The organism is Hymenobacter sp. UYP22, from assembly GCF_040547285.1.
GTDB lineage: Bacteria > Bacteroidota > Bacteroidia > Cytophagales > Hymenobacteraceae > Hymenobacter.
The window spans coordinates 19,161-34,146 of the sequence record NZ_JBEPPK010000017.1 but is presented as its reverse complement, the minus strand read 5'-3'; the positions used below and the strand labels follow the sequence as shown (position 1 = coordinate 34,146).

Below are 14,986 nucleotides of genomic sequence, written 5' to 3'. Positions count from 1 at the left end.
GCCAGCTGGTCAGTCTGCCCTTCTCTGCCTTCATCCGTTATGAAACACGCTTTCCGTTTGCTGCCGCTGGCGGCTTTGCTGAGCACGACCGCGCTGGTGCCGGCCACCGCCCAAAAGCTGAAGTATCCCAAAGCCGCCGCCGCTTCCGAAATTTATGACGCGGTGGAGAAGCCCGCCGTACCGGTGGGCGGCGTGGAGGCCTACGCCCAGTACCTGGCCGACAACCAGCAGTACCCTACCGCTGCCCTGCAGGCCAAGGCCCAGGGCACGGCCACCGTCACGTTTGTGGTGGAGAAAAACGGCTCCGTTTCCAACGTGGCCGTGGCCCAGCCCCTGCACCCACTGCTGGATGCCGAGGCCATTCGCGTTATCAAAGGCGGGCCCCGCTGGACGCCCGCCCAGCACAAGGGCGGCACGGTGCGCCAGCGCGTGTCGGTACCCATCACGTTTGAAATTCCGGCGGAAGCTGGCACTGGCACGGCCGCCGCGCCGGGCGGCACCGCCCCCGATGGGCCCATTACCCAAGTAGTAAAACCCGACCAACCTGCCCGCCCGGTGGGAGGCACCGACGCTTTTTTTGAGTGGATTCAGCAAAATCAGAAGTACCCTGCCCTGGCACGCCAGAAAAAGGTACAGGGCCGCGTGATGATGGAGTTTGTAGTACAGAAAGACGGCTCCCTCAGCGAGATAAAGCCCGTCAAACGTCTCGGCGCCGGCCTCGACGAGGAGGCCATCCGGCTGATTAAGGCCGCACCCAAGTGGCAGCCCGCCACCTACCAGGGCCAGCCCATGAAGCAAAAGATGGTGTTGCCGGTTGTATTTACGCTGTAGCCCGCGGGCAGCTTCACCCGCCCGCTCTAAAGTATTGTTTCGCCTTTTTCGTCAGCCTGAGAAGTATGGGCTGATTTCCTCGGGTCAGCACGCTGGCTGTACCTGTTTGCTGCTCCGTTATGTTGTCGCCCCTGCCCCTGCTTGCTGCTCCCCCCGTTGCCTTCGGTACGCCTTTGCCCCTGCCCACCAGCTTCTCCATCTGGCCTTACCAGACCCGGTTCCGGCAGGCGGCCCAGGCCATAGCCACCGGCATTTTTGAAGTACTGGATGAAGATTTGAACCCCTACGTACTCCTGCTGGCCCTGCCCGCCGACGAAGCCGACCAGGGTAATTTCGACGAGAATCCTGCTCCCATTTGCCTGGAACCCGCCGACTGCGGCCTCGAAGCCCTGGCGTTTCAGGAGGCCCGTGCCCGGGGGCGTTATTACCAGTATCTGCATCCTTGGAGTGCCCCGGAGGGGGAGCTGATGCCCGAGGAAATGGTGCAGCGTAAGCGTGTGGCGCTGGGCCTGCGCCAGGCTGTGCAGGAGGTGCTGGAAGACCTAACCGGCAGCAAATACCAGTACTACGCCGGGGCACCGGTACTTATTCAGGCGCACTTTGTGGTACCGGTATTGCGGCTCAACCGCAAGGTGGTACAGGCTTATCCCACCCTTCAGAAAAACCGCTACTACACCGACGGCCGCCTGCTGTCCCACTCTCTGCTGATGTCGGCGGTGCTGCGGTTTCACGAGGAGTGCTTCAAGTCGCTGACGGAGCCCGAGCCAGGCTCCGGCTTGCTGGTGCGCCCCCGCGAAACCGACGAAATTGTGCGCTCAGCCGGCAAGCTGTTCATGGACACGCCGGCTCAGGATCTGGGCATGAATCCCTCGGCCACCAAGCTATTTGCCACCTGTAACACCATTTCCTCTTTGCGCTACGAGGGTGCCGAGGGTGTGGGCAAATTGCTGCTGGCTCGCCGGGGGCATCCCAACTTGGCGGAGGTATTTGCCCTCACCTGCCCCACCCCGCTCACCGACTACCGGGCCGTGCGCAAGCTGCTCGAAATGACCACCCAGGACGTAAGCTTGCTGGCCGATGGCGAGAACGTATATGCCCTGGGCCGGCAGATCGGCCAGTATGATGCCGCGCGGGAGGACCTGTTCGTTATCAGCTTTGTAACCCACTATGCCTGGGAGTTTCAGCACGGTGGGCAGGTGCTCATGCGCGCCCACTACGGCCTGCCCAGCCTGCCCCGCACCCGCCTCAACCGCGCCCGGTTCCGCCGCGACCTGAAGCAGACCTTCCAACTCACCGACAGCACCAAGGTTGAGCGCCTGTGGGATGTGGTAGTAGAAGCCAGCCGCCAGAAGCACGGCACCCTGCTGGTCATCACCACCGAAGCCCTGGCCGAAGCTGACCGGCTCAAGCTGCAATGCACGCTCATTGAGCCCGTGCCGCTCACTCCGCTCATTACCCGCCTGGTTACCGCCATTGACGGGGCCGTGCTCCTCGACCCAGAAAGCTACTGCTACTCTATTGGGGTGATTCTGGACGGCAAAGCCTCCGGCCACGGCACCAGCACCCGCGGGGCCCGCTACAACTCCGCCATCCGCTACGTGGAAAGCTCCCCCTACCCCTGCCTGGCCATTGTGGTGAGCGAAGACGGGTTGGTGGACGTGATAACCAAGGAAAGCCTCCGGGACGAAAACTAGGGCCTAGCTAGCCCGCCTTGGCCAGCTTCTTCAGCTGCTTTAGCTCCGCACGTTTCACTTCCCTGAGTTCCTGGCCCCGGTTGCAGAGGCTGGTAGCAAAGTAGGGTGCAATGGGCGTGGCCGGGCCGCCATCTGCCGGATACTTCTCGCTGACTTGAAAACCGTATAACAGATACGCAGAACCTACTTTGAACTCCCGGCCGCAGGAGGCACTTTGGGTTTCAGACGACACTTGTACCCTGGATTCAGTTGTTAAACCCTTGTACTTGCGCGCTACAGCAAACGTATAGCGGAACGTTTCATGCTGTGTGAGCCGTACGCGCTGCTCCAGTGGGCCCGTATCGGAAACCCAGAGCGTATCGGTTGTCACTACTTTCTCTACGCTAAGCACGCGCCCCACAAACACCAGCGCGTCGCGTTGGTAGGCAGCAGCAACCTGCTCCTTTTCGGAGCCAATGGCGCCAATGCAGGAACAGGCTAACGCGGCGGAAGAGTGTAGCAGCAGGAAAAACAGAATTACAGGAACAGATTTCATACAAAGAAGAAGGAGGTTTAGAGTTTCTCTGGTCACCCCCGCTGGCTATGCATAAGAGCTGAGGCATCCAGGGAAGGTTCAAGGGCTAAAGGCAGGCGCTTGCTCGTTAGATGCCAGTCCCACTTCTATTCCACATAACTTCCCTTCTTTTTTCTTACCAACCGGAAAACGGGCTCAATTACCGTTTGCACTGCGCTGGAAAACCTCGTGCCGCAAAGCTTACCGCTTATTTCTTCGCCCGGAAGGACCAGGTAATACGGAAGGTAGCCACCGTGTCGCCGGCAGCATCGAGGCCCGTGCTGGTGCACACCACCGTGCGGCCTTCGCCGGTGGCGCGGCTTTCGGCAATGGCTTGGGCAATGGCCGCCCCGTCCTGGCTGCTGAAGCGAATGAGGCCCACGGCTTTCTTGCTGAAATCAGCTTCCAGACCCACAACCAGCATGGATACTGGCGGCCCGGCCTGCACGTGCATCATGCTGAGCAGCCCACTGGCCATTTCGGCCGCCATACTCAGGCAGGCGAAATAAACGCTGCGAAACGGGTTCTGTGTGAGGTATTTGTAGGGCACCGTTACGGTGGCCCGCTCCGCCGTTAGCTCCGCCACGCGCAACCCAGCTAAGTAGGCCATTGGTAGCCGCCGCAGCATAAATAGCTTCAGCTTAAGCGGATTGCTGATGTCGCGGCGGAACTTCTCCAGGCGGGCGGCATCGGCCGGAACGGCGGTAGTGGGTGAGGTCATGGCTATGGCAGTTGGGCATCTGCAATGAACAAAAAATACTCGGCATGCTGAGTATATTCTTCAACCAGCACCAACCACGCAAGCTGGCGGCTCTTCAGTTTCTTGATTTCCCAGCCCCTCACCTAAAGGGCCCAAAGGCTGCTAGCTTGCAAAAACCGGCAACGAAGAACCGGTAGCTTACTGCTTTTTCTTGGCCCGCGCCGGCTTCGGCAACGTGACGGGGGGAGCGGCTGCTGGGGTAGCAGGGTGTATGGTCAGCTCTTTGTAGCCAAAGGTTGGATCAGCTTCCCGGCGGAATTCCAGTTCCGGCAATTCGCCAATCACCAGTTCCAGGGTGGTGTACACCAGGTTGCCATCCAGTAAGTGCCCGCCCACCGTCCGGCCGGTGGAGTCGGCTACGGAGAGGTGCAGGTGGCTGCCGCTGATAGCCAGCGTGCCCACCAACGACACAACTTCAAAATGGCCGTGGTACACTGTGGGCCCTTCCTGGTTAGCCAGGCGCAGGGTGGCGGTAGTCAGGCTGCCTACGCTCGTCAGAATGCAGGCGGCCTTTAGCTGGTGCTGCCGGGCAAAGGCTTGTAGCTCCTGGCGTACATCCTGCCCCGGCCGGAGGCGCAGCGCGTAGGTGCGCATGGCGGAAGAACCCGATACTGGCGAAGCAGCAGACATAACGGAAGGTGTAGTTTGGGCAGCGACCCGGCTGTGCCCGAAAGCCAGCACAAGCATACAGCCGCAGAACGTGAGCCGTTGAACAGAGTAAGGCAGCATGGCGGAAATATACAAAGCCCCTGCCCGATCAAAGACCGAACAGGGGCTGCGTATCATGAGGGCGGTAGCTTAGCGGTTGAAGCTCACATTGCCGTAGCGCACTTTAATGTTCACGTTGCTGGCGTTGCGGGCCGGCACGGCAGCCCCGAAAGAGCCCTGCAGGTCGCTGGAGCCGGCGGTGGTTTCTTCTGAGGCCACCTTCACCAGGCGCTTATCTACCAGCAGCTGGCCATGCTCGGTGTTCACATCGAAATCAAAGGCCGCGCCATCCGGGAAGTTGAGCAAAATGGTGCTGTAGCCGCCGTCGAGGTTGATTTGCTGGAAGTTTTTACCCGTGTTGCGCACCTCAAAGCTGGGGCAATACTGCAGCTTCATATCCAGCTGGTTGCTGAGCTTATCAATGCTGAACTTAGAGTAGCCGGACGTGCCGCGCAGGTTGCGCACTGTACCCAAAGCTACGTCGCCGTACTTGCTATGCACAGTCAGGTCTTGCACCGTACCGATATCGATGGTCGAAGAATTATTGCGCAGGTCCACAGTGCCGCCATCAGTGAGGCGCAGCTTGGAGTAGGAAGCATCTACGGCCATGCGGCGGGCGTAAGGCACGGAGCATTGCGCATTGCACAGGCGCACTGTATTACGCGGACCGTCCAAGCGGGCGGTACGCAGGCTGCCGTACTCCACGGCCAGCTCGGTGGCGCCGCTTACGTCACCGGTCAGGCTGATTTCGCCGAAAGTGTTGTGCAGGGCCATAGGCGTGTTTTTGGGCACCCACACGGTGTAGTTCACCTCATAGAGTTTGGTACGGCTCCAGCACTCCCGGGGCATGGCCCCAAAGCGGGAGCGAACCACAATTCCACCAGTGGTAGGGTCCTTGTCCTGCAGCTGCACCTGAATCATATCCTGAAGCTGCTGGGCTTTTTCGTCGGTATCGGCCCGGGTTATTACGTCTACGTCCGTCCGGATTTCGGGCCGGTTCCATACGTTTACCTGGACCCGGCCGTAGCGCGTATCGAGCGTATAGAGCTTGGTGGCACTGGCCGGAAACGTCCGGCTGATTTTGCGCACCTTCTCTACTGCCGGCGTAGGTTGGGCTTCTTCCTGAGGCCCTTGACCGCCTCCACCCTGAACCGGGCCGCCCTGGCGGGCATCGGGGGTGCCTTGGCCAGTACCCGTCCACCCAAGCGGAGCAGGCTCACAGAAGTACACGGCCGCCATATCGGAGCTGCCGCCCGCTACCTGAGCCTGGCTACTCAGTGGGACAGCACCCACCAGGCCGAGCAGCACCGCCAGACAAGCAGCACGGCCGGTATATAGAAAAGATGAGCGCATAGGTTACGGAATCCGGCGGTTGTCGGCTACCATGTATGGCTGGCTATGATAGTCCCGGATTCGCTCCCGCGTGTGCAGTTGCTGGGTCAGCAAATCCAGCCGGATTTGCATGTTGCGGTTCATAGCTTCCAGCACTACATCGGGCTCAGGGTTGCGGTACAATTCGGCTTTGAGCTGCTGATAGGTAGAATCCAGGGCCGCAAGCTCCTGCTGCCAGTCGGCTTTCGGAGCGACACCCACCGTTTCGGCGGCTACCTCATGCAATTCCTGCTGGCGCTCCGCAATCTGAGTGGCGTAGTAGGATTCCATACGCTGCACGGCGCTGGCCAACCGCTGCTCGGGACCGGCAGCAGCCGTCGTAGCCGTCAGGTCGGAGCCCGCATAGAAGTCATGGTCAGGCGCCGCGGGGGCTGCTGCGGTCAGGGCCGGCTGGCCAGTACGCGTCCAGATGGTGGCCTCGGTGCGGTGCTGCCAAAACCACGTACCCAGCAGCAACAGGGCGGCCACGGCGGCAGCCATACCGTAAGGGCGCGCCGAGCGTACCGCCGCCATATCGGGGGCCGCAGCCGGAGCCAGTGGAGTTGCTTCAGCGGCTGGGAACAATGGCACTACGCGCAGAGGCGCAGTTTCTTCGGCAGCTTGGGTAGCGCCTGATTCTAAATCCAGGGCAATATCATCCCAGAGGTCAGCGCGGGGCTCAAACGCGTCGAAATCGGCGCGGTGGTATTCCACAAAGGCTTCCAGTCCGGTTTTCTTCTCGTTCATGGTAGGTGGTAGTGGTAGGGCGGCAGGCCAGGAGCAAACTGGTCGGTATGGTTGGGTGGGCCAGTGAAAAAGCGGCTGGTCCGGAATGCCGCGCCTGCGGTCAGAGGGATAAAATCAGGTGGCAGAATTACAGCCCGTGCTGGCGGGCCAGCTCCAGAAGTTTTTTCCGGGCCCGGCTGTACTGCGACTTCGAAGTAGATTCAGTGATGTTGAGAATACCGGCAATTTCAGCGTGGTCGTAGCCCTCCAGCAGATAGAGCGTGAGCACCACGCGGTACCCATCGGGGAGTTCCTGCACGCAGCGGCGCACCACATCGGCCCGCCAGCTGAGCTCCTCCCCATCCAGACTACCAACAGCATCGGCCTCGGGAGCAGCGCCATCGTGCTGCTCGGCCAGGGGCACCAGCTGCAGGCGCCGGTTGCGCAGGCAGTTAATGCTCTTGTTGATAACGATGCGCTTCAGCCAGGAGCCAAACGACGAATCCCCTTTGTAGCTGTGCAATTCCCGGAAGGCGCTCAGAAACGACTCCTGCAATACATCCTCCGCCTCAGCATAGTCGCCCGTGATGCGCAGACTAGCGTTAAACATGGCCTTGGAGTAGCGCTTGTAGATTTCGGCCTGGGCCCGCCGGTCGCCCAGGCGGCACCGCTCGACTAGCGGCGCGTTGATGTCAGTGTACGCAAATGCCTCCATTGGTTGCTGTGTTGGCGGGGATTCGGAAACGAGAGAATCGTAAATATCCAACTTTCCGGGGTAAAGCGGCGGGTGCTGGTAGGTAAGCAAGTGAAAGACAGCCGACCGCAAGGCGGGGTTGCACCCGGTTCAAATTACCTTGTCTCACTCCGCTATATCCTGCTTTATCGTTTTATTTGCTCTGATGAAAACAGGCCGTTTACTCCAATTAGTTCTCCTCCCCCTATTCGTGTGGCTTGCTTTGCCGGCTGCGGCACAATTGTCCCTGGACAAAACGCCATCTAAGGCTGAAATCCACATGACTCTCGCATTACTGGACACCATCCGGCAAGATATTCGACACCAACGGGCGCTGCTAACTCCCCTTATCAGCCCCGATGATCAAACGCATTTGCAGCAGCACTGGGACAGATTACACCAATTCGCTACCCAGCAACAGAGGACACCGCCAGTGCTGCAAAAGCAGGCTCGGCAGCAGCATTTGGCCGCTGTTATGCGCGAGCAGCAGGCATTGGCTCCTCTCATCCAGAAGTACACGCCCGCCTGCCAGCAGCTCACCGCTCCACTCGCCAAGCAACAGCCTCGGTGGGTGAGCCGGATGCAAGCTATTCACCGCCATTTCTCATCGCCTGAACACCACTGCAACCCCACTGAAATTCTTCCCAGCGTGAAGCTCATCGACCAGCTGCTGGAGCCGGCGGTTTTTCTGACTTCACGTCCCAACTTGTAAGTGAACATATCACCACGCAACACGGCCCGCTCGGTTTATCCAAGCGGGCCGTGTTGCGTGAAAATCAGGCTGATTCTGGCGTTATACGTCGAACTTGATGCCCTGAGCCAGCGGGAGCTGGGTGCTGTAGTTGATGGTGTTGGTCTGGCGGCGCATGTACACGCGCCAGGCGTCGGAGCCGGATTCACGGCCGCCGCCGGTTTCCTTCTCGCCACCAAACGCGCCGCCAATTTCAGCGCCGCTGGTGCCGATGTTCACGTTGGCAATGCCGCAGTCGGAGCCGGCGTGGCTGAGGAAGGCTTCGGCCTCGCGCATGTTCACCGTGAAGATGCTGGAGGAAAGGCCCTGCCGCACCCCGTTCTGGGCGTAAATGGCGTTTTCTACGCCGCCGCTGTACTTGATGAGGTAGAGAATAGGGGCAAAAGTTTCTTCCTGCACGGTGTGGTACTCGTTGCGGGCCTCCACTAGGGCGGGCTTCACGTAGGTACCAGTTTCGTAGCCGGCGCCGCTCAGCACTTCGCCCCCAATCAGCAGCTGGCCGCCTTCGGCCTGCACGGCTTCCAGGGCTTTCTGGAAGCTGGCTACGGCGTCTTTGTCAATCAGCGGGCCAACCAGGGTGCCTTCCTGCAAGGGGTGGCCGATGGGCAGGTTGGGGTAAATTTTAAGCAGGCGGGCCTTTACATCCTCGTAAATGGAGTCGTGGATGATGAGGCGGCGGGTGGTGGTGCAGCGCTGTCCGGCCGTACCTACCGCCCCAAATACGATACCCGGAATGGCAATGCCCAGGTCGGCGTGCTCGGTGAGGATGATAGCGTTGTTGCCGCCCAGCTCCAGCAGGGCGCGGCCTAGGCGGGCACCCACCACTTCGCCCACTTTCTTACCCATGCGGGTGCTGCCCGTGGCCGATACCAGCGGCACGCGACCATCGGCGGCCATTTTAGCTCCAATTTCAGCGTCACCAATCAGCAGGTTGAAGATACCTTCGGGCAGCTCGTTTTCGCGCAGTACGTCCTGCAGAATATGCTGCACAGCTACGGCCGTGAGGGGCGTTTTCTCGGAAGGCTTCCAGACGCAGGTGTCACCGCACACGGCGGCCAGCATGGCATTCCAGCTCCACACGGCCACCGGGAAGTTGAAGGCCGAAATGATGCCGACCACACCCAGCGGGTGGTACTGCTCGTACATGCGGTGGCCGGGCCGCTCAGAGTGCATGGTGTAGCCGGTGAGCTGGCGCGAGAGGCCCACGGCAAAGTCGCAGATGTCAATCATTTCCTGCACTTCGCCGAGGCCTTCCTGCAGGATTTTGCCCATTTCGTAGCTCACCAGCTTACCCAGGGGCTCTTTGAACTCGCGCAGCTTGTTGCCAATCTGACGCACAATTTCGCCGCGCTTGGGTGCCGGCACCAACCGCCAGGTGGCAAACGCCTCCTGGGCTTTTTGCACCACCTGCTCGTAATCTTCGGCGGTGGCCAGGGCCACGGTGCCAATGGTGCGGCCATCGGCGGTGGAGGTGATGGTGCGGGTGCTGCTGTTTTGCTGGCCGCCCCAGGCGAGGCCGGTGCTCCAAGCCGCGTTGTGGGCGGCAATGCCCAGCTCCTGCAGTACCTGCCGGATGCCGTGGTGGTCGTGGTCCTGGATATCGGTGCCGGTGGCAACGGCTTCTTCAAGCGCTTGTTTCATGGGAGTGAAAACGGGTATGGTTGGGTGGGAATGAGATGTTGAAGGAGGTGTCGCCGGAGCGGTCAGCAAAGCTAGCAAAACCATTTTGAGCACATGGTCGCTTCGTATCTTTATGCCATGACCTCCGCCCTCTCCCTCACTCCCCGCCCCGATCTACACGCTTTAGTTGCCCGTTGGTCCGATGACAGCCCTACCCTGCAGCTGCAGCAGGATTATGCCAACATTCTGGCCCAGGCCCAGGAACACCGCCTGGCACGGTGGCTACTGGACGTACGCCGCCGCGACCAGCTGAACCCCGAGCTGGGGCGTTGGACTACCCACGAGTTTTATCCCCTCGCTGCCTCCAGCCTCGAGCCGCAGCACCTCCGTATTGCCGTGCTCTGCTCCCCGGGGCGGTTAGCGGTGTATGAGGCTGACCCATCCCAGCAGCAGTACCTGGCCTATGGCCTGGAGCCCGGCCGCAATTACGATTTACGCCTGTTCATTGAGGAAGGCGTAGCTATGGAGTGGCTGCTGGGCAGTGCTTGAAAACCCCGGAACGTCATACTGAGCTTGCCGAAGCATGACGCGCAAAATAGTTGCAAATGACTTTTCTGGCCCAGACCACACCTTGAATAGCAAAGGCCTTCCGCTGGTGCAGCGGAAGGCCTTTGCTACTAAATGATACAAGCTACTGGGCTTGCCCGATAGGGTAGTATGCCTTGCGGCCATCGGGGTACACCCCCTCAACCAAGGCGCCCTCGGTTTCTTTGGCTGCTTCGAGGTAACGCTGCACGTCCTGGGGTTTGCTCACCTTGTTCTTATCGATGCGGGTGATGATGAAGCCGTCGGCAATGCCGGTTTCGCGGAAGTTGGAGTTACGGATGCCGCTGATTTTGGCCCCGCCCTCAATATCCAGCTTGCTCAGCTCTTGGCGCGTTACCGGGGCCAGCGTGGCTCCTTCATATTTCAGGGTAGAAGCTACTTCCTCCCGAATAATATCGGTGGTGCCGGTGGAGTTACGCAGAGTAGCGCTGGCAGTGTTTTGGCGGCCGTCGCGCAGGTAGGTCACCTTGATTTTGTCGCCGGGACGGAAGCGAGCCACCTGTTCCTGCAGCTGCGAGGAGGTGTTCACCTTAGCACCGTTGATTTCCGTGATAATGTCGCCTTCTTTCAGGCCAGCATCGGCCGCAGAGCTGGTTTTGTTGAAGCCCATCACGTACACCCCATTCAGGGTGTTCAACTTCTTCTCAGAAGCCAGTTGGGCATCTACCTCCCGGATTTGCACACCCAGCAAGGCGCGCTGCACCACTTTGTACTTGAGCAAATCATCTACCACCTTGCTCACAATGGAGCTGGGTACAGCAAACGAGTAGCCCACGAACGAGCCGGTTTGCGAGGCAATGGCGGAGTTGATACCAATCAGGTCGCCGTTGAGGTTTACCAGCGCCCCACCCGAGTTACCGGGGTTCACCACGGCATCAGTCTGCAGGAACGACTCTACCCCCATGCCATCCTCGCGGCGCAGGATATTGATGTTGCGGCCTTTGGCGGAGATGATACCGGCCGTAACGGTGGAGTTCAGGTTGAAGGGGTTGCCCACGGCCAGTACCCACTCCCCTACTTTCACCTGGTCGGAGTTGCCGTAGCGGATGAAGGGTAGGTTATCGGCCTTTACCTTGAGCAGGGCCAGGTCGGTAGTGGGGTCGACACCTACCAGCTCCGCCTGAAACTTGCGCTTGTCGTCCATCACCACCTCAATCTTGTCGGCCTTATCCACCACGTGATTGTTGGTCACGATGTAGCCATTGGCGGCAATGATAACACCCGAGCCGGAGCCCTGCTGCGGTCCGCGCTGGCGTCCCCGGCCTTGGTATTGATCTATCTCATCGCCAAAAAACTGCCGCAGAAAGGGGTCCATGCGCGACATCTCATCCTGGCTGTTTTTGGGGGCATATTCCGTCATTACGTGTACTACAGCGGGCGTTACGGAAGCCGCGGCAGCCGTGAAGTTGAGGCCTTCCGGCACCGTATAGGTGCTGCTGCGTAGCTCACTGGTATAGCGCACATTAGGGTCGGCAGCAACGGCCTGGGGCGAGTACGGGCGCTCCGGCTCCAGCAGCTTGTACCCACCTACCGCTACGCCGCCACCCAAAATGGCGGAACCGAGCAGGCCGAGCATCATTTGTTTTGCTTGCATGGGTAAGAAAGAGGTGAAAATTGAACGGTTTAATGACTTGAAAATACAACGGAAACGTGAGCTAACCATGCCCCACTTACCCGAGTACGTGACCAGGAGGCCGTTTTATTACCTTCCTAACGCCAGATACCAACCAATTGGTGTCCGGTTGCATGGCTGTTGAAGGAGGAAAAAAGGCCGTTGGTAGATTTTTTGGCAAACCGCTACCAATCTGAACGGTAGCGCACCGGGCTGTAAACAAAAAGAGCACCGTTTCGGGTGCCCTTTTTGTAAACTACTTAGCGCACCTCAATCTGGTGCTTTGTTACTTTCTTACTATCGAAGGGCAGTTGCAGGCGCAGGATGCCGTTGGTCAGTTCGGCTTCAATGGCCGTTACATCTACGGTATCGGGGAGGCGGAAGCTGCGGGAGAAACTACCGTAGCCCGACTCTACGCGGCGGAATTTAGGGGCCTGCTCATCCGTGTTTTCGGGGGCCTTCCGCTCCCCGCTGATGGTGAGTTGGCTGTCCTGAAAGTCAATTTTCACATCTTCTTTCGCCACGCCGGGGAGCAACAGGTGCAGCTCAAAGCCCGTTGGGCCTTCCAGCACGTCGGCTTGGGGTACAAAGGTTTTTACGGGCTCGTTGAGAGTGGGCAGCGTGTCGCGCAGCATTTCGTTAAGAACTGAGTTGAAAGCGCGGGCGGGACGGTTGTTATACAGCAGAGTTGCCATGGTAGTAAGGATTGTTTAGCGTTAAGGTTTTACCTGTCACTTCCGAAGCGGTGACACCCGTATTCTATAAAATCTATACCACCTTGCTTTTTATGACTTTTTGGCATTAAAAGAAAAAAGGGATGCTGTAAACACAGCCCCCCTTTTAATAAATAGTTGCTCAAAAATTGTCTCTTCGCCTATTACTACCTTTTTCCGTTAATGTCAAAATGACATTAATATTGAGTGGGCAACTGACGACGCTCTGCGCTCTTGACGCCATTGCCCAGCGTAACGCGCATATCCAGGCCCAGTATAGGCTGCACGTAGCGGCTGTTGCCGCCGGGTATCTTCACGGTGCCATCGGCATTGTATTGGGGCAGGGCAATGGAGTAGCTGTTCTGCCAAGAAAACCAAGGCGTAAAGTCAAAGCGAGGTGAGAGCCGTACCCCTACTTCTCCACGCAGTTCCGAGAAATCCAGGAAAGGCTCCTTGGCTTCGTAGTCTTCGCGCTGAAAACGCAGGTAAGCAACCGGCTCCACGGCCAGCCGGGGGAGCAGGGCGAGGCCGCTGCTACCCAACGGGAAAACCCGGTCCACATCGAGGCGAAGAGCCGCCAAGGCCCGCTCCTCCGGACCGTCGAGAGGAATTCGATAGCGCAACCCCAGGCGCTGCCGAAAATTAACGGTACCCCAGGTATTCCAATGACGGGCAAATACTTCAGGCTCGAGCTGTCTGCCACCCAACTGACTGAGAAACAGCCGCCCGCCCCCACTCCACTGGTTGTTCCAAAAATGTTCGTAGCCTACCCGGATTTCTCCCCCCGCAAAAGTGCTGCCTGACGGACTGTACGAATAAATATTGGGTATCAAGTTAAAGGCCGCAAACACGTAGTCGTCACCTCGCAGGGAGTATTCACCCTGTACCTGGGGCAGAAGCGTTAAGTCACCTACAGTCCGGCGTTGGGCCTGAGCGGAAGCAACGAGGCTTAACACGAAAAATGGTAATAGCAAAGAGAAACAGATACGCATCCGATACATATTCAGGAAATTAAGACCGAGACTCACTTGATTCAGCAGTAGTAATTCAGATAACAGTGTCAAGCTATTCTCCCAGCTCCCGCAGCGTTAGCCAGGCCATGAGGCCAGGGCCGGTTTCCAGGGCGGCGGGGTCAATATCGAAGGTAGGCGTGTGCACCGAGGACGTATGCCGGCCGCTACCATCGGCGGCGGCGGTGCCCAGGCGGTAGAAGCAGGCGCTGGTGGCCTGGCTGAAGTAGGCGAAATCCTCGGCGGCCATCCACTGGTCCAGCTCCACCACGTTGTCGCGGCCCAGGTACTCCACGGCGGCCTGTTCGGTGCGGGCGGTGAGGGCGGGCTCGTTTTCCAGGTAAGGATAACCACGGCGGATTTCCAGCTCGCAGGTAGCACCCATGCTCCCGGCCAGCCCCTCGCAGAGGCGGCGCAGGTGCTTGTGGGCCTCGTTGCGCCACTCCTCGTTCAGGGTCCGGAACGTGCCTTCCAGATGCACTTCATTGGGGATGACGTTGGTGGCACCCTGAGCAATGACTTTCCCGAACGACAGCACCGAGGGTAGCTTGGGGTTGGCGCGGCGGCTCACAATCTGCTGGGCGGCCACAATAATGTGGGCGGCCACCAGCACAGGGTCGATGTTCTGCTCGGGCATGGCGCCGTGGCCGCCTTGGCCGCGCACAGTCAGGTACAGCTCATCGGTGCTGGCCATGTAGCGGCCGGCGCGCAGGCCTACCTTACCGGCCGGCAGGCGCGGAAATACGTGCTGGCCCAACACGCTGTCGGGAGCGGGATTTTCCAGCACGCCTTCCTTGATCATCAGGGAGGCACCACCGGGCAACAGCTCCTCGCCGGGCTGAAACATGAGCTTCACGGTGCCTTCAAATTCTTCCTTCAGGGCCACCAGAATGCGGGCCACACCCAGCAGGGAAGCCGTATGCACATCGTGGCCGCAGGCGTGCATTACGCCGGGGTTGGTGGATTTATAAGGTACCTCGTTCTGCTCCGTGATGGGCAGCGCGTCCATGTCGGCGCGCAGGGCCACGGTACGGCGGCCGGGGTTGCGGCCTTCGATGAGGGCCACCACGCCGGTACCGGCAATGGGCTGGGTAGGCAGGCCCAACTTGTGCAGCTGCGCGGTTACGTAGGCCACCGTGTTGTGTTCCTGAAAGGAAAGCTCGGGGTGGGCGTGCAGGTGCTGGCGCAAGGCCACGGTATCGGCGGCGGCCTCGGCGGCCAGCGTTTTGATGCGGGGTATCAGATCAAGCATAAGGCAAAGCTGCCCGGGCAGCACAAATGAAAGGTACACGAAGCCA

Annotated in this window: 15 protein-coding genes; 4 read left to right on the top strand and 11 right to left on the bottom strand. The window is 59.4% G+C overall.

What is annotated here, in order from left to right; genetic code table 11:
• Positions 1–39: 39 nt before the first annotated feature.
• Together ABIB60_RS19905 and ABIB60_RS19900 are read left to right on the top strand one after the other, a co-directional pair.
• Complete coding sequence (locus ABIB60_RS19905) at positions 40–831, top strand: energy transducer TonB (RefSeq protein WP_354582130.1); 792 nt, start codon at positions 40–42, stop codon at positions 829–831.
• A gap of 119 nt (positions 832–950) precedes the next feature.
• Entirely contained in the window at positions 951–2,525 is a 1,575-nt protein-coding gene (locus tag ABIB60_RS19900) for a DNA integrity scanning protein DisA nucleotide-binding domain protein (RefSeq protein ID WP_354582129.1), read from the top strand.
• Positions 2,526–2,532: 7 nt separating this feature from the next.
• Here the strand turns inward: ABIB60_RS19900 and ABIB60_RS19895 are convergent, their stop codons facing one another.
• The 6 genes from ABIB60_RS19895 to ABIB60_RS19870 all read right to left on the bottom strand — a co-directional run bounded on the left by ABIB60_RS19895 (position 2,533) and on the right by ABIB60_RS19870 (position 7,358).
• Positions 2,533–3,060: a hypothetical protein gene (locus tag ABIB60_RS19895; protein ID WP_354582128.1), complete on the bottom strand. Its 528-nt coding sequence runs from the start codon at positions 3,058–3,060 to the stop codon at positions 2,533–2,535.
• Between the two features lie 226 nt (positions 3,061–3,286).
• Positions 3,287–3,799: a PaaI family thioesterase gene (locus ABIB60_RS19890; protein ID WP_354582127.1), complete on the bottom strand. Its 513-nt coding sequence runs from the start codon at positions 3,797–3,799 to the stop codon at positions 3,287–3,289.
• A gap of 177 nt (positions 3,800–3,976) precedes the next feature.
• Positions 3,977–4,468, bottom strand: coding sequence for a PPC domain-containing DNA-binding protein (locus ABIB60_RS19885; RefSeq protein ID WP_354582126.1), 492 nt, complete (start codon positions 4,466–4,468; stop codon positions 3,977–3,979).
• Positions 4,469–4,636: 168 nt separating this feature from the next.
• Complete coding sequence (locus ABIB60_RS19880) at positions 4,637–5,899, bottom strand: hypothetical protein (RefSeq protein WP_354582125.1); 1,263 nt, start codon at positions 5,897–5,899, stop codon at positions 4,637–4,639.
• 3 nt (positions 5,900–5,902) lie between these two features.
• Positions 5,903–6,664 (bottom strand): hypothetical protein, encoded by a 762-nt coding sequence (locus tag ABIB60_RS19875; protein ID WP_354582124.1) that lies wholly within the window; start codon positions 6,662–6,664, stop codon positions 5,903–5,905.
• A gap of 127 nt (positions 6,665–6,791) precedes the next feature.
• On the bottom strand, positions 6,792–7,358 hold the full coding sequence (locus tag ABIB60_RS19870) for an RNA polymerase sigma factor (RefSeq protein ID WP_354582123.1): 567 nt from the start codon (positions 7,356–7,358) through the stop codon (positions 6,792–6,794).
• 298 nt (positions 7,359–7,656) lie between these two features.
• Between ABIB60_RS19870 and ABIB60_RS19865 the strand changes: the two genes are divergently transcribed.
• A complete protein-coding gene (locus ABIB60_RS19865) occupies positions 7,657–8,088 on the top strand; it encodes a hypothetical protein (RefSeq protein WP_354582122.1) in 432 nt (143 codons plus the stop codon).
• An 81-nt stretch (positions 8,089–8,169) separates the two neighbouring features.
• Here ABIB60_RS19865 and amaB read toward each other — a convergent pair whose 3' ends face one another.
• On the bottom strand, positions 8,170–9,768 hold the full coding sequence (amaB, locus tag ABIB60_RS19860; protein ID WP_354582121.1) for an L-piperidine-6-carboxylate dehydrogenase: 1,599 nt from the start codon (positions 9,766–9,768) through the stop codon (positions 8,170–8,172).
• Positions 9,769–9,885: 117 nt separating this feature from the next.
• Between amaB and ABIB60_RS19855 the strand changes: the two genes are divergently transcribed.
• Positions 9,886–10,296 carry a hypothetical protein gene (locus ABIB60_RS19855; RefSeq protein WP_354582120.1) on the top strand — a complete coding sequence of 137 codons (411 nt, stop codon included), beginning with the start codon at positions 9,886–9,888 and terminating at the stop codon, positions 10,294–10,296.
• Positions 10,297–10,438: 142 nt separating this feature from the next.
• On the opposite strand, the gene ABIB60_RS19850 is transcribed toward ABIB60_RS19855, so the two are convergent.
• From ABIB60_RS19850 to ABIB60_RS19835, 4 genes are all read right to left on the bottom strand, one after another.
• Complete coding sequence (locus tag ABIB60_RS19850) at positions 10,439–11,947, bottom strand: Do family serine endopeptidase (protein ID WP_354582119.1); 1,509 nt, start codon at positions 11,945–11,947, stop codon at positions 10,439–10,441.
• Between the two features lie 278 nt (positions 11,948–12,225).
• Positions 12,226–12,660 (bottom strand): Hsp20/alpha crystallin family protein, encoded by a 435-nt coding sequence (locus ABIB60_RS19845; RefSeq protein WP_354582118.1) that lies wholly within the window; start codon positions 12,658–12,660, stop codon positions 12,226–12,228.
• Positions 12,661–12,875: 215 nt separating this feature from the next.
• The gene (locus ABIB60_RS19840; protein ID WP_354582117.1) at positions 12,876–13,634 is read right to left on the bottom strand and encodes a hypothetical protein; all 759 of its coding nucleotides are present in this window, start codon (positions 13,632–13,634) and stop codon (positions 12,876–12,878) included.
• A 109-nt stretch (positions 13,635–13,743) separates the two neighbouring features.
• Positions 13,744–14,940, bottom strand: coding sequence for a M20 metallopeptidase family protein (locus tag ABIB60_RS19835; RefSeq protein WP_354582116.1), 1,197 nt, complete (start codon positions 14,938–14,940; stop codon positions 13,744–13,746).
• Between the last annotated feature and the right edge of the window lie 46 nt (positions 14,941–14,986).

What these genes read in the sequence shown, in the direction of transcription:
- ABIB60_RS19900 (WP_354582129.1), top strand. Translation starts at nt 951, where the DNA reads ATGTTGTCGCCCCTGCCCCTGCTTGCTGCTCCCCCCGTTGCCTTCGGT.
- ABIB60_RS19890 (WP_354582127.1), bottom strand. Translation starts at nt 3,799, where the DNA reads ATGACCTCACCCACTACCGCCGTTCCGGCCGATGCCGCCCGCCTGGAG.
- amaB (WP_354582121.1), bottom strand. Translation starts at nt 9,768, where the DNA reads ATGAAACAAGCGCTTGAAGAAGCCGTTGCCACCGGCACCGATATCCAG.
- ABIB60_RS19895 (WP_354582128.1), bottom strand. Translation starts at nt 3,060, where the DNA reads ATGAAATCTGTTCCTGTAATTCTGTTTTTCCTGCTGCTACACTCTTCC.
- ABIB60_RS19845 (WP_354582118.1), bottom strand. Translation starts at nt 12,660, where the DNA reads ATGGCAACTCTGCTGTATAACAACCGTCCCGCCCGCGCTTTCAACTCA.
- ABIB60_RS19875 (WP_354582124.1), bottom strand. Translation starts at nt 6,664, where the DNA reads ATGAACGAGAAGAAAACCGGACTGGAAGCCTTTGTGGAATACCACCGC.
- ABIB60_RS19855 (WP_354582120.1), top strand. Translation starts at nt 9,886, where the DNA reads ATGACCTCCGCCCTCTCCCTCACTCCCCGCCCCGATCTACACGCTTTA.
- ABIB60_RS19885 (WP_354582126.1), bottom strand. Translation starts at nt 4,468, where the DNA reads ATGTCTGCTGCTTCGCCAGTATCGGGTTCTTCCGCCATGCGCACCTAC.
- ABIB60_RS19850 (WP_354582119.1), bottom strand. Translation starts at nt 11,947, where the DNA reads ATGCAAGCAAAACAAATGATGCTCGGCCTGCTCGGTTCCGCCATTTTG.
- ABIB60_RS19905 (WP_354582130.1), top strand. Translation starts at nt 40, where the DNA reads ATGAAACACGCTTTCCGTTTGCTGCCGCTGGCGGCTTTGCTGAGCACG.
- ABIB60_RS19865 (WP_354582122.1), top strand. Translation starts at nt 7,657, where the DNA reads ATGACTCTCGCATTACTGGACACCATCCGGCAAGATATTCGACACCAA.
- ABIB60_RS19870 (WP_354582123.1), bottom strand. Translation starts at nt 7,358, where the DNA reads ATGGAGGCATTTGCGTACACTGACATCAACGCGCCGCTAGTCGAGCGG.
- ABIB60_RS19835 (WP_354582116.1), bottom strand. Translation starts at nt 14,940, where the DNA reads ATGCTTGATCTGATACCCCGCATCAAAACGCTGGCCGCCGAGGCCGCC.
- ABIB60_RS19880 (WP_354582125.1), bottom strand. Translation starts at nt 5,899, where the DNA reads ATGCGCTCATCTTTTCTATATACCGGCCGTGCTGCTTGTCTGGCGGTG.